This is a genomic window from Neorhizobium turbinariae, assembly GCF_023223505.1.
Lineage (GTDB): Bacteria > Pseudomonadota > Alphaproteobacteria > Rhizobiales > Rhizobiaceae > Neorhizobium > Neorhizobium turbinariae.
Genome location: NZ_JALPRY010000021.1, coordinates 84,230 through 97,893, shown reverse-complemented (window position 1 = coordinate 97,893; position 13,664 = coordinate 84,230). Strand labels below are relative to the sequence as shown.

The window sequence follows — 13,664 nt, the reverse complement described above, 5'->3', positions numbered from 1 at the left end:
TCAATCTGGAAGCCCGATCCTAGCGGTCGGGCTCATGGGAGACGTTTGTCATGACGCCACAAACTTCCAATGTGCTGCCCTTCCCCAAACGTGTATCTGCGCCGCCTGAACTGGCTCGGCCGGTGGATCGCGACAAGCAAGTCGCTGCTCTGGAGGCGCTCGGTACGGATGATCGAAGCGACTATGTTGTGTCCGTCATCCGGCCGGTCATCTGCTTTGCCCGACGAAAGGGTCGGCGGCTCGAGAGCCTGCCGCCGCAACTCCGGGTCTGGTTGCTCGATCTCTGTGCAGCGGGCGATCCGACTTCCATCATGGTGCGTGACTGGCTCTACGGAAATCCACGCCTTGTGGCGGAAGCCGGAGAGGAGGCTTGATGGGAACGCTCGAACAGCGCGTCAGGCGCTATCTGCTGTCCAGGCTTTGTCATCGCGCCGTCCTCGATCTCTATCAGGAAGCAGTTGCGGCCGGTCTGCTTGGTACGCACTTTGACCGCGCCGGCCGTGCGACAGCGCTCAGGTCATGGTTCGTCTCGGACAAGGCTCGCGATCTTCTTTCCGGTGATCCGGCCCATGACCGGAGGATCATCGGCCGGATGATCGGCAGCGGGTGTCGTCACTGCAACGACATGGTGACGGATTATCGATTCAGCACTGATGACACCGGTTCGGACTGTCGCAATATCTATGACTGGTCAACGCCGGAACCTGCCGATCCGCAGAGGAAACCGAAGTCCGGCCGAAGGGGCACAAGCAGAGAATCGGGGATCAGCTTCAGCTATGTCGGTAATCTGCTGAGAGAGCATCTGCCGGCTCCCGCTCCGATGCATGTCGCGGTGGCGCTCCTCGTTGCACGAACGGTCGGGACCAGTTTGCTTCGTCTGTCCATGCTCACCAATCCGCTCCGGTCCCCAACGCCCTTCGTCCTGATCAAGGCGCCGGTGAACCGGTTCGAGGCGAGCGTCGGCATGATGCTGGAAGACGGGCTGCTGCTCCCGTTTCCGTGCAAGCTCGAGGATGTTCTGCGCGAGGGACCGCTCTCCGGCCGCTACCGCGACAGCGGGTCGGCAGGGCCGCAACAACGCAGGCTGAAGACCGTCGCCGGGTCTGCCGCGCTCAAACGCGATGACCGGATCGTGCGGGGACGGCTGCGTCATGCCATGACCGACGAACCCGCGCCGGTCCTCGTTGTCGACGAGACACGGCGAGCGCTGACGCCGGTTCTGACCGAGACGGCCGATCTGGTGGTCGAGTGCACGGGCTTCGACGGGCCGATGGTCGCCGACCTTCTTCACATCTGCGTGGGCGTGCCGCCGCAGGAGACGATGACGCTTCTGGAGTCGAGCGCGTTCGATCTCAAGTGCCTCTCGATTGATGATCTGGTGCTGGCAGTGCGGCCGGGCCGATCGGCAAACGAAATCCTGTCGATTCTGGCGATGCTCGTTGAGCGGTGCTCCGATGAAGATATTGATGGCAAGGCCGCGAACGGCGAGAATGGTCACCGAAGATCGAGCGGTGACCGCGGCCGTGGTCGAGCCTCCGAGAAACAGACGTCCGATCCGAATCCCGGTGATGCCGGTGTCGAACTTATCCTGCCAGTAGCGGTCTCCGACGCCGAAGATGCCGGCATGTCATCCGGGCGGAAGCAGGCGTCTGCTTCCCGAACTCCCGTACTCTCAGTCGAGACCTTGTCCGGCTACGGGCCGGCGCGTGAATGGGCCATCGACCTCAAGGCCGATCTTGGGCTGTGGCGCGAGGGGCGGCTGTCCTGGTCGGACATGAGCACCAAACTGCTGTTGTCAGGGCCACCAGGGACAGGCAAGACGACATTTGCACGGGCGCTCTGCAATTCGCTTCAGGTGCCGATGCTGACGACTTCAGTCGCGAACTGGCTGGAACCCGGTTATCTTGGCGATGTGCTGAAGCTCATGTTGGCCTCATTCGAAGCCGCTGCAAGTAGGTCACCGTCTATCTTGTTTATCGACGAGATCGATAATATCGGCACGCGGCAGATGGCCGGGCACCGGAATTACGATGACTATTGGTCATCTCTGATCAATCGCCTTCTCGAACTGCTTGATGGCTCCGCGAAAACCGAAGGCGTCGTTATTGTCGCCGCAACGAACCTGCCGGAGAAGATCGATCCTGCTCTTCTGAGATCAGGTCGTCTCGAAAGCCATGTTCGCCTTCCGCTACCCGATCTCGAAACACTGACCAGCATTCTCGCGCATCATCTGGGAGACGACCTGCCGGAGGTCCTATCTTCCGCCCCAACCGGGCGGCCGCGTTCGAGACTGCGACCGCCCCCAGCCCGCGACAACGATCCGCAACGGCTTCGAAAGAATGCGCAAAGGCGCAAGGCCGAGAAGGGAAAGAGGGTATCGCCATGACAGTCGACAACCATCAGCAGGACCGTCTTCGTCCGCTGGCGCTCCTCGCGCTTGGAAGAAACGGGGCGGATATCGAATGCCTTGTCCGTGAAGTTCGTCGGCAGGCGCGGCGGTCGGGGCGGAGCATCGGCTGGGCCGATCTGGAGACGGCGTTGCGGGCAGGTCAGGAGGCAATGTCGGGTGATCTCCGGAAACGGGCGGCGATCCATGAAGCGGGGCATGCGCTGGTCTATACGGTGACCGGTGTCGCCGAAGTGCAGTCCGCGAGTATCGGTCTGAACGGGATCGGAATGGTGACAACGATTGCCAATGCCGAACTGCCACAGACTGAGACCTGGCTAATGAGCAGCTTGGCTTGCGTCCTCGCCGGCCGCGCCGCCGAACTCCTTGTCTTCAAGGAAGCCTTGGCGGGAGCAGGTGGGGCAGACGACAGTGATCTCGCGCAAGCGACGCATATGGCTCTGGCAGCCGAAACCGGTCTTGGCTTCTGCGAACATCAGCCGCTCATCTACCATCCAACTACGATCGCGGCGCACCAGCTGTCCGTCGACCGTGAGCTCGCTGATCGGGTCAACCTGCGGCTAGAAAGGGCCGAGGCGGTCGCTCGCAGCATACTCGAGAAGCACCGGCGTGCCCTTGCGGAAATCGCCGCGGCTCTGGAAGATGTCGGCATTCTGTCCGGAGATGAGATCAGGCGGATCGTCAGGCAGACCGGCGGCATGGGTGCAACGCCGGGTGCAGCTCCTAAGCTCAGAGATCGCGATTCCTGATGGCGCCGGCTCGATTCCCGTTCAAAGATTTTCGATTCAGAAACCTGAACACTCGATTCTGAGTCCGGAAAACTGGATTCGAGCTTCCCGATCCGCGTTGCGAAATCGTGCAACGGCGTTACTCCGCTAGGCATCCGCTTCGCCACGCCAGGAGTTACTGCACCGACTACATCCTTGGCGACGTGAGACATCCTGAGCGCAAGGCATGTCGATTAAGGTCAGTTCGTCATGCCTTGCGTCGAGTTCTGGACACGTCATCTCAATTTACCCTCATCCGATTCCGAATTCGGGAAAAACGTTGCTGGATTCCTTTTCGACGATTCATCTGCAAACGGTGTTTGGGCGGGAGGGCGTGGCCCGCTGGGCTTGCATGCTGAGTTTACCTGAGGGAGGGGCCGCGCCGGCGGCCGGCTCGGCGGGTTTGTTGCTTGCTTGGCCATAGGTCACGCTGAGGCTCCGACAACAAAGGAGCACACCATGTCGAAGAAGCCCAGAAAGACCAAGAAGGAACGCAACGCCAAGCAGGCGGAACGCCAACAGCAGGTGCGTGAGGACGCCCAGGAGTGCCGTCGTCCGTCGCGTGACGATCTAGCGCGCATTCTGCTCTGGCAGATCATCCGAGCGGCCCAGAAGCAGAAGAACCCGTACCGCGCGCTCGGCAAGGTCCGGGACTCGCTGATCAATGATCTCGAGCGCCAGGGCTTCAATGTGAAGGAGAGCGAGAATGTGTTCCACGACATCGCGGACCGCTACAGCGATGGCCTGTATCCCTTCCGTCCCAAACGGCACCTCATGCCTACCTGATCAGGCACTTTGTTTTCCGGTACATGCAACGCCGTTAGGTTCTTATCCTCGTCTTCCCCCCGTTACTCCCGATAACGGCGTTTGCACAGGAATCGCAAATCTATGGCCTCAAAACAAACTCTCAAGCGATCACGTTTTGAGGTTGACAGAAAGGCACAGCGTGATATTCTTGCTTCACGAACTGAGGAAGAATAATGATAGACCGTCGATCATCTGCGGAGCGCCGCACGGACTGGAACAAACTCATGGCGAGCGAAGATCGCTGGGAGTGGGATTCGATACCGTGGCTGGACTCATGCCTGAAAGCTCAAGCCGAATTCCTGGCCTTGGCAACAGGGACGCAGGTTGCGGAACCAATCGCTGTCCACGACCTCTCGGCCTCAGCGTTGTTTAAAAACCTCGCATACTACGGGCTTTACGGGGACGTCATGGACCGCACTGAAACCCAGGACATCGAAGGTCATCTTGATGGTCAATTGCGCTTAGCAAAAACCCTAAAGGAAAAAGCCCCTTCCCGATGCGATGACCGGGTGGTTTCCAAGATAATCATCGTCGCCGAAGGGCGACGCAGCATCGAGCGAAAGACCGGCCTGATCGAGCCCCTTGGCCTCGCCATTCTCGGTGGGGTTTCGGAGGGACGCGTTCGCAATCTTATGTCCGGCACCAGCGCGGAGATCAGGTCCATAAACGGGAAAATCCCTGCACCAGACGCTGAACACTGGTTGCAAGGCAGGGCGGCATTCTGGCCGTCCATATGGAGTGAAGAGCCAGTTTTAGAAGAGGAGAATGAAATGACTGCAGTACGAGTACCCCAAGCGTCGGACGGGACCGTCTTCCATCCGGGCCTCAGACGCAGAAGCGGCTACATGATTGGCGAGAAGGGAAAGGAGTTGACCATCGAGAATTATGACGCCGCCCTTCGGGCGCTGAGCGAAATGGATGTGCCTCGCTGGCGTCGGCCAAATCCCCAAGGCAACTGGGGTATTGTGAAGGCGTCAGGGTGGACTGTGCTCACCAGGCAAGACCTGAACAACATCAAAGACTGATCCGACCAAATCGCTTCTAAGGCGACTCGCAACTTCTATGCCGACTGCTTAGCGGCATCAACCAATCAACCACCTTCGATCAACTATCTCAGCCCCTCCATTTTCTGGAGCGGGAATACTGACTGCTGTTCTTTCAAAGGAGAATGACATGAGAAACACAGACGTACTTGCCGCCCTCCTCTCCCAAACCCCGGTAAAGACAGCCTCTCTGCCACGTGATCAGCGCGGTATCTACGGCTTGATCGATCACGATCAGCATCTTCGCTACATCGGCTGCACGACGAGGGAGGCTGAGAATTTTCATAAGCGTATCCACCAGCGCCATCGGACAGGATCGGAAACGCACAGCCACTACTTTTCCAAAATTTATAACACCGGCAGGATGTATCGCGATCGGTTGACGCAGCAGGGTGATCCCGATGCCAAGATCGCGAAGGACCTTCGTTCTGCGTTCATCGCGGAGTACTGCCGCGCAGTCTACGTGCCCCTTGAGGCGAGCGAGTTAGAAATAATGGCACTCGAGGCGGCAACGATCGCCATCGCGCCATTTGAGAACATTCGCTGGAATCGAGCGACAACGATGATCTACCCGGAACCGACAGAACTCGTGGACGCCCTGATCGCGAAGCTCGGATTGTCGCGACGTGAAGTCGAAGCGCTTGAGCGACAGCGTTTGCGCTTCGACCATGCCGTCGCACGCTCTGGACTGCTAGCATCCTGACCATTCGGGCAACGCGAAGGCGGAAATAATTTCCGCCTTCGATACCCCGCACAAACAGATTCGATACCGCTAGATACATTTCCTTCTTTGAGCGGATGCAGAAATCAATACCGCGTTCACATCGCTTCCCCGTTATGACACCCCCCAACCAAGTTGGAAGTACTCTCTCAAAGTTTGAAATTGCGCAGGAATTTTCTGCCTAAACGTCAGAGCAAAGTACGTTGCCGCTCGTGTGCTACCAACATACAGGTACTTCAAATAGAGGTCGGGCTTGGCGTCAACTAACGCGTCCATATCGACAAAAAAAGCAGCCTCAAACTCAAGCCCCTTGATATGTTTTATGTCGAAGACGCGTACGGTCTCTTTGCTGCCGAGGGACTTTCCATCTTTGCATGCTTCTGCCTTGTAGTTTATCTCAATCAAGGCAGCGTTCAGCGCATGAGTTAGCGGCTCGACTTGATCCTCGCTGTTTACGAGGACTGCGATAGAAGGCAAGCGGCCCTCCCGGGTTTCGATTTCCCGCATGCGATCAGCGAGCCAAGCTGCCTTGGCCGAGACGCTTTCCAGGTTCTCGCCCCACACCGGTGCAATCCCTTCGATGTCGTTGAAATCTGGAAGCAGGACTTCCTCGCTATGGCCATCGATCAAGCTGATAGCACCGGCTAATTCAACCAGCTTGCGTGTTTGCCGATAAGAAATCTTCACGGAGTATCGCCTCATCTGGGAGCTAATCCAGTCAAAGTCTTTGTCCGTTCGAATTCCCCAATCCGTCAGCCGCTGATTGAAATCACCGCAGACGAAGAATGAGTTAAGCGCGGGATTGGCCAGCTCACGCATAATTGCCAGTTGGATCAACGAGAAGTCCGTGACTTCATCAACGAGGATTTGGTTTTTGTAGAGGCCCTTGATGTTAGACAGCACGCCTTGGCTCGGTTCGATGTCACGAACTCGATCCAAACTCCGGTTCAGTTCCCGACCGATCCGAAGCGTCGCTAGAATCAGTAGATCAAGTTCACGCCAGCAAATTGCTGACGGCGCAGGTGGCTTTTCCAAGTACCACTCGCCGGCAAGTGCTGGGTCTGTTCTGAAGGCTCGAAATTTGGCAACGATCGAATGCAAGAGCACGCGATCAAGTCTCAGAAACTTTCGGATCGCCCTTTGTGTCGTCGAAATCTGCGCAAGCTGCTTCAGCTGCTCAGCTGTCGGCAAATTGGCATCGGTAAGCCAATCTACCATCCTTGCTGCAAAGCTCGTCGAGCCAAGCTTCTTTCCACGAGCCCTCGCATTCGCCAGTGTTCGAAGCACTTTTTCAAACTGAGCAAGGGCAGCGCGCCTGCCTTGTGCTGTTAGCCTCACGCGATCGTCATCTTCATCGTCGTCAAAGGGCTCATCACCGTCCTCTGGGCTTTCATCACTGCTCAGCTGACGACGAATGTCTGCAGCTTGCTTGCCAAAATCCGTTAGAAAGTTCTCATTGTCTTTCAGGATGCCCCTCACCAACTGGGTCGGGATTTTGCTGAACTCGTCCCTTGACTTCGTGAGTTGCCGCGTCAATTCCTCGCGAATTTGAAACATATCCTCGATAATGCGGGCGTCGACACCACCTCTTCGCGTCGACAGGATATTGGCGATCTTTCTGCCTAGTTCCACGACTTCGGGGCTTGACGACCGTTGGAGCGCAGACGCCTCCGCGTTCAACTCTTCCGTCAAAGCGTTCCAGAAATAGGAAATGAAGCTGTCATACCACACTGCGTCATCGGATGAACGGCGCTTGTCGACAAGGTACCGCGAATTCTCCTCTCGCAATACAAACAGGCTTCGCTTGCTGGTGGTGTTTAAAAGATCAAGATGCTCCCGGGCGATTTGGTCCCGATACTCATCCCAGGTCTTGATGTTCTCATCAGTCGCGGGAATTCCTTCATTGTTGAAATTCCTCGTCACGTACTGCTTCAAGAGCTCGGTAGGCGAAAACATCATCCAGCTGCGAGCATGGTCCGAAAGCGGGCCCGCGATCTCGATGGCAGATCGCTCTGCCTCACTCAGCGATCCTTCGCTGAGATCGACCTTCTGACCGAGCCGACGGATCAGAGTTGTCGTCTTACCGGTACCGGGCGGCCCAGAAAGAAACAACTGAGTATTGATCGGCAGGCGGTAGATTTCATCCTGATACTCATCGACAAGCCGTTCTTGACGGAGCGCGAAGCCCTCTACGCGTGGTCGGCTGATGCCTTCGATCAGACGGTGTTCCTCATCTTCCTCGGCCAACAGCTTGGTCAGCAAGTCGATCTCTTCCTCGTCAACTCTGTCTGGGTCGACGACGGACCCACCAAGCCATTGTCTGAGCGACGGAATGGTCACATTGCCATAGCCGTCCATAGATATGATCGTGTCGAATGAGTCCCAGTCGCCCTGCTTCCTTCTCGGATAGATTTTCGTGACAGACTTGATCAGGACGTCCTGTTCCTTGCCGCCCACCTTGAGGGAGAACTCAGTGCCAGGTCGCCTTGACGCAATCCTTCCAGCTTCCGCATTCAGGCTTGCAATCTTCCAGCCAGTGCCAGCAGGAGCAGCAGCTGGCGCGATGAAAATCGTCCCCGGATTTCCATCTTCGTCTTCATACTCAACGCGTGCAAGAATCGGCTCCGACCTCAGTCGTTCAAGGTCGCCTTTGTTCGCTGCGCGAATTTCACCGAGAGAGGTCCCTTGCTTAGGGCTGGTGAAAATATTTCCAGATGCAAGATAGGGGCTGGCAGACCTGAACCCTGATAGCTCGCTTTCAACTTTTTCAGCGACATCTTCTAGGCAATCAATGGAATCGTGTGCCGATTTAGCGATGATTTCGCTGCGATCTTCCATACGTGAGTTCACTCCCCCAAAAAGACTCAGTTTCTCGTGCCAAATTTGCGGCATGAGCCCGCGCCTGAATAGATATCACCGCGGTATGCGGCTCCCGGAACGCTCACAGTACCGGGAGCTGCAGTTCTTCGTCGCGATCAAACCACACCCCTAAACGTGGTCAAACACATCCTCAAGCTTCGTTGCCTGGACGTATCGCGCGGGATTGTTGTCGCGCACCAATGCTTGGAAGTGCGCCTGGCCACAGGCGATCTTCGCCGCCTCCTGATCACGAAGATCGTCGGTGAAGAGACTGTCTTTCGTTTCAACAACGAAATACAGGCGCTCTCGGCCGTCGACTTCTAGCAGTACAGCCCAGTCGGGGTTGTAGGTGCCGAGCGGTGTCGGAATCTTGAACCAGCCTGGAAGCTTGGCATAGACCTTAACGGCGTCGTTCTTTTCCATCTGCTCGGCGAAAGTCCGCTCCACGCCGGCAGAGTCGTGAATGACATGCTCGTAAACTGACTTCTGGGTGTTGGTCAGCATGTTCTTCAGATAGCCGGTCAGCTCTTCTCGCTCGAACAGTTCCTGAGCGTAAAAGTCCTGGTCACCGATCCGCTGGTACTTGATGCCGTCCACAAGCGCCAACCGCTTTGTGCGATTGATGATATCAGCCGCCAGTTCGATGAACGCCTGCGGGTTCCTCTTAAAGTCAGATAACCGGCCGCTTTCGATCAGGATCGTCACGAGGCTGCGCCGCGTGAGCTGCGTCCGATCCTGGAGATCGGTCAACAGGTCGGGCAGTGCGATTTCGCCTTCGTCGATGGCAATCGGTCCAGAACTCGACGTCTCCTTGGCAAGCACGCCGCCCTGGCCAATCGCCAGATCGGCCTTCCGCACGGTCACACGCGCTTTCGCGATCGGGGGCCCATTGGCGATGTTGCGGGCACAATCAGCAATGAGTTTTTCATTGTCGAATTGAACCCGATATGTCGTGGTGTGCTTGATCCGGTCCCACAGCGCACGGAACTCCTCGCTGTGGAACACCTCCTTGCGAATGGCCACCGGCTTGCGCTCATCGGCATTCTTGACTTCAAGGCGGCCGGCAATCTTACGCAAGATGCCCGTGACGGCCGGGAGGTATGGTTCCATGCCAGCCGGCAGCGCAAGGGTCCCGGTCTTGATTGCGGTCTTCAGACTATCCTGCACTTTGCCGTGGCGGTCGATAAGGTCCAAGGCGCGCAGGTGGCGATAGATATCCGAGGAGCGTTCATACCCCAACACATTGGGGACGCCCGCGTCGTAGGCTACGCCTTCCTCTTCCATGCCCGACCCTTGCGAAGGGTTGTCGGCGACAACAGGGATATTTGCGAACAGATGATCCTCGACGATCCCGAAGCGGATACCTGTGTCAGCTTCGATCTCCTTCTGAAGATTTTCGGCGAAGGACTCGTAGCTCTCGGTGGCGATCACAGTCAGGGTATTCACCTCAAAGCCCCGTAGCCGCTCACCCTTCTGATTGACGCAGAGCCGAAGTCCGCGACCAATCGTCTGCCGACGCTCGCGCTCAGTGCCCATTTCGCGCAGCGCGCAAATCTGGAAGACATTGGGATTGTCCCAGCCTTCCTTGAGTGCCGAATGGGAAAAGATGAACTTGAGCTTGGTGTCGAAGCTGAGCAGCTTCTCCTTTTCCTTCATGATCAGGTTATAAGCACGCTCCGCGCTGTCCCGGTTGGCCTGGTTGTTTTCGGCCGTATCCGTCCACCGCTTGTTCTTGTCGATGGAGAAATAGCCGTCATGCACCTGCTGGGCGTCAGAGGTGACATCGACCTCCTTGAACAGGCTCACGAACTCGGGAAGCTTGGCTGCGCGACGGTATTCCTCCTCAAAGATTGTCGCATACTTGCCCTTAACCGGGTTTCCGTTTTCGTCGTAGGAGCGGTAGTGCTCGACGGAATCGATGAAGAACAGGCTGAGGACCTTGATCCCGAGAGGCGCGAGCCGCTTTTCCTTCTCCAGATGCTCCTGAATGGTGCGGCGGATCATAAGCCGCTTGATTGCGTCGGCATCCACATCGCCGATCGCTTGACCAGGCTCCAGAAAAACCTCTGAACCCGCCGTTTTGACCTCGAGAAAGGATGCGGCGTCCGAAATGCGAATTTCGCCGATGCGGCAGTCCTTGTAGATCGCGCGGCCGGTTACCTCTTCGAGATCGTCACCGTCATGAACGGTGATTTCTTCGCGTTGAACGCGACCGCTCCGCTGAACGTCGACCTCCACCCGGGCGGAAATCGTGCCCTTCACGTTGCGGGCAGACAGGAACCGCAGATACGCCTTGTTATGGCCGCCCTCGACCTCAAGCGAAGCGACCTCGATCTGCTTCACCAGCTTGCGGTCATAGGCATCAACGGCGTCCAGCCTATAGACCATATGATGCTTGTTCACGTGGGTCGCAGAATAACGTAAGGTGCAGAGCGGGTTCATCGCATCGAGCGCCTGCTTGCCGCGGCCCTGGAGGCCACCATCAACACTCTGGGGCTCATCCACGATAATGATGGGGCGCGTGGCGCGGATCAGGTCGATCGGCGCTTCGCCGCCCGTCTTTTCGCTGTCCTTGTAGAGGTTGTTTACCTCCTGCTTGTTGATCGCACCGACCGTGACCACCATGATCTGGATGGTCGGACTGGTTGCGAAATTGCGCACCTGGCCTAGCTTGGACGAGTCATAGAGAAAATAGTCGTAAGACTGGCCCGAATAGAGCGCCTTGAAATGATCCTCGGTGATCTGGAGGGTCTTGTTAACGCCTTCCTTGATGGCGACGGACGGCACGACGATTACGAACTTGGTAAAACCGAACTGCTTGTTCAGTTCAAAGATCGTGCGGAGATAGACATAGGTCTTGCCCGTGCCGGTCTCCATTTCCACGGTGAAATCCCCAGAGGTCAACGAGCCCGATGGCGGCAGACCGTTGCGCAACTGGATGTCCTTGAGGTTGGACATTATTTCGTCGTCGAGCAGCGTCAGCCGGTTACCGATGCCAAGCGCATTCTCGACAAAGCCTAGTTCGCCCTGCACGCCGCCAGCCGACCGTCGTGTAACGGTAAACTCGGTGCGGTTTATCTCCTGCCCACGAAACAGCTGGCATACTGCCTCGATCGCCGCCTTCTGATAGTCGAGGTTGGATTCGAAATGAAGCTTCATCCCGCCCTCCCTTACAGACTGCGCACGTCGAGGATGCCGTTCTGATTGAGGATCGCCGCCATATTGGTTTTGGCAACATCATCAGCGAAGCCCGAGTCCTTGAACACAACCCTGGTTTCGACCGCCGGTGCAAGCTCCTTCCACCAAGCAACAATGCCCGCCGAAAGGCTTTCAACGACATCCTTCGTAAGACCATCCGCAAGGCACGCGATTAGCGCGCCGCCGCCAATGGCGTGAACAGTCTTCCCTGCGATCTCTCGCGTCTCAATCGAAACGCAGAGGTCGAGACCGAGCTTGAGCAGTAGCTCATACAGAATGTCTTTCTCAGTACGGCCCGGGACGATGTGCTCGGCATTCGCCAGAAGCGTTCCTTCAAGATCAGAGGGTACCGGCTCCCAGGCACGGATGTTGGATTGCGCGAGCTTAAATACACGGAAACCGACATCGCCATCAAAGCTCGGGCTCTCGGTCCGCAGCTTTCGGCCGGCTCGGCGAAGGCGCTCCTTCGTCAGCTCCGCAATATTCTGCGGTTTACCTATCTGAGCACAAAAATCGGCTGCTGTCTTCTGATCACGGTTTCTCGGGTCGAGGGGCTCCGGTAACTGCACGGTTATGAAACGACGTGCGCTTTTGTCCAGGGTATTTTGAAGCATGGTCGCATGAGCGGTCGTCCCTGACCCGGCAAAGAGGTCAACTACGATGTCGTCATCAAACGTTGCTTGTTCAATTACTGTACGAATTAGCTGAACGGGCTTCGGAAAGTTGAACACCCTTACATCGAAAAGCTTGTCGATATCAGCGGTACCATCACGTGTGAACAGAGCTTCTCCGACAACCGTTGAGAACCCTGTAAATTCAGACTCAAGTTCGCTTAGGAACGCCTTCCGACGTGGACGTCCCTCTGCAGATTGTGGCCAAAGTATCCTGTCTTCTGCAATAAGTCGGGCCATGGTCGTTCTATCGTAACGCCATCCCATGTCTGGGCATCCGTAGTTGATCCCCGTTGTAGGATTTATAAGATCGTAGTGGAGGTTGGGTCGTCGATCCGCGGTTGCGATTCCCACCATGTTAGCGCTCGCCCAGTCACCACGAGGATCATTATCAATGTTAGAATACTGCTGCACATTACGCCGCGATCCCCGTATTCTGCTGCCATATGCTACTATGTACTCGTGATCGACAGATGCGCCGGTAACAGTGCGGTTATCCTTGTTTTGGCGGCTCTTCCAGATGAACGTCGCAAGAAAGCGTTCTTCACCGAATATGTCGTCCATCGCCAAACGCAAATTTGCCAATTCACCATCATCTATGCTTACGAAAATTAAGCCATCATCTGTAAGTAGTGATTTTGCCAGCCTTAACCTCGGATACATCATGTTTAGCCAGCTTGTGTGGAATCTCCCGGACGACTCTACGTTCGTGCTGATCTTGCCATCTCCGCCTATTTGGCCGGTAAGGTTGAGGTAGCTTTTGATACTATCTGTGAAGTCGTCTGGATAGACGAAATCGCCTCCAGTATTATATGGAGGGTCCATGTAGATGAGTTTTACTTTCCGGGAATAGCTTTTCTGCAGCAGCTTTAGAACTTCTAGATTATCCCCCTCTATCACCAGATTGCGGGACCTTTCCCAATCGACACTGTCCTCTGGGCAGGGCAACAACGTTCCGACTGAGGGCGTCAGTGCGATCTGTCGGGCCTGCCGCTTGCCATGCCAATTAAGCCCATACTTCTCCTCCCGGTCATCAATCGCTCCACCAAGCAGTTGCTTGAGAACATCGAAATCGACTTTCCCCTCACAGAAGGCGTCTGGAAAGAGCGACTGCAAGGCGCTGATATTCTCCGAGACGACATCGGCGCTCTTCGTTTCGGGATCATTCAGTTCAAGCTTCTTCATCGCAAA

At 56.4% G+C, this 13,664-nt stretch carries 9 protein-coding genes; 6 read left to right on the top strand and 3 right to left on the bottom strand.

All coding sequences use genetic code 11. The annotated features are described in order from the left end of the window. The first annotated feature begins 50 nt into the window (after positions 1-50). From M0654_RS18090 to M0654_RS18065, 6 genes are all read left to right on the top strand, one after another. Positions 51-374, top strand: a complete 324-nt coding sequence (locus M0654_RS18090; protein WP_248684282.1) for a hypothetical protein — start codon at positions 51-53, stop codon at positions 372-374. Continuing rightward, positions 374-2,386 carry an ATP-binding protein gene (locus M0654_RS18085; RefSeq protein ID WP_248684281.1) on the top strand — a complete coding sequence of 671 codons (2,013 nt, stop codon included), beginning with the start codon at positions 374-376 and terminating at the stop codon, positions 2,384-2,386. The genes M0654_RS18090 and M0654_RS18085 overlap by 1 nt, the downstream gene beginning before the upstream one ends. Then, on the top strand, positions 2,383-3,156 hold the full coding sequence (locus M0654_RS18080; RefSeq protein WP_248684280.1) for an ATP-dependent Zn protease: 774 nt from the start codon (positions 2,383-2,385) through the stop codon (positions 3,154-3,156). The genes M0654_RS18085 and M0654_RS18080 overlap by 4 nt, the downstream gene beginning before the upstream one ends. 477 nt (positions 3,157-3,633) lie before the next feature. After that, entirely contained in the window at positions 3,634-3,960 is a 327-nt protein-coding gene (locus M0654_RS18075) for a hypothetical protein (protein ID WP_248684279.1), read from the top strand. A 245-nt stretch (positions 3,961-4,205) separates the two neighbouring features. Next, positions 4,206-5,006: a hypothetical protein gene (locus tag M0654_RS18070; protein ID WP_248684278.1), complete on the top strand. Its 801-nt coding sequence runs from the start codon at positions 4,206-4,208 to the stop codon at positions 5,004-5,006. A 148-nt stretch (positions 5,007-5,154) separates the two neighbouring features. Continuing rightward, the gene (locus M0654_RS18065) at positions 5,155-5,727 is read left to right on the top strand and encodes a hypothetical protein (RefSeq protein ID WP_248684277.1); all 573 of its coding nucleotides are present in this window, start codon (positions 5,155-5,157) and stop codon (positions 5,725-5,727) included. 132 nt (positions 5,728-5,859) lie between these two features. On the opposite strand, the gene M0654_RS18060 is transcribed toward M0654_RS18065, so the two are convergent. The 3 genes from M0654_RS18060 to M0654_RS18050 all read right to left on the bottom strand — a co-directional run bounded on the left by M0654_RS18060 (position 5,860) and on the right by M0654_RS18050 (position 13,658). After that, complete coding sequence (locus M0654_RS18060; protein ID WP_248684276.1) at positions 5,860-8,583, bottom strand: ATP-binding domain-containing protein; 2,724 nt, start codon at positions 8,581-8,583, stop codon at positions 5,860-5,862. A gap of 150 nt (positions 8,584-8,733) precedes the next feature. Next, the gene (locus M0654_RS18055; RefSeq protein WP_248684275.1) at positions 8,734-11,763 is read right to left on the bottom strand and encodes a type III restriction-modification system endonuclease; all 3,030 of its coding nucleotides are present in this window, start codon (positions 11,761-11,763) and stop codon (positions 8,734-8,736) included. A gap of 11 nt (positions 11,764-11,774) precedes the next feature. Continuing rightward, entirely contained in the window at positions 11,775-13,658 is a 1,884-nt protein-coding gene (locus tag M0654_RS18050) for a site-specific DNA-methyltransferase (RefSeq protein ID WP_248684274.1), read from the bottom strand. Positions 13,659-13,664: the final 6 nt, after the last annotated feature.

Coding starts and splice junctions, on each gene's coding strand:
- M0654_RS18090 (WP_248684282.1), top strand. CDS start 51: ATGACGCCACAAACTTCCAATGTGCTGCCCTTCCCCAAACGTGTATCT.
- M0654_RS18080 (WP_248684280.1), top strand. CDS start 2,383: ATGACAGTCGACAACCATCAGCAGGACCGTCTTCGTCCGCTGGCGCTC.
- M0654_RS18085 (WP_248684281.1), top strand. CDS start 374: ATGGGAACGCTCGAACAGCGCGTCAGGCGCTATCTGCTGTCCAGGCTT.
- M0654_RS18060 (WP_248684276.1), bottom strand. CDS start 8,583: ATGGAAGATCGCAGCGAAATCATCGCTAAATCGGCACACGATTCCATT.
- M0654_RS18050 (WP_248684274.1), bottom strand. CDS start 13,658: ATGAAGAAGCTTGAACTGAATGATCCCGAAACGAAGAGCGCCGATGTC.
- M0654_RS18075 (WP_248684279.1), top strand. CDS start 3,634: ATGTCGAAGAAGCCCAGAAAGACCAAGAAGGAACGCAACGCCAAGCAG.
- M0654_RS18065 (WP_248684277.1), top strand. CDS start 5,155: ATGAGAAACACAGACGTACTTGCCGCCCTCCTCTCCCAAACCCCGGTA.
- M0654_RS18055 (WP_248684275.1), bottom strand. CDS start 11,763: ATGAAGCTTCATTTCGAATCCAACCTCGACTATCAGAAGGCGGCGATC.
- M0654_RS18070 (WP_248684278.1), top strand. CDS start 4,206: ATGGCGAGCGAAGATCGCTGGGAGTGGGATTCGATACCGTGGCTGGAC.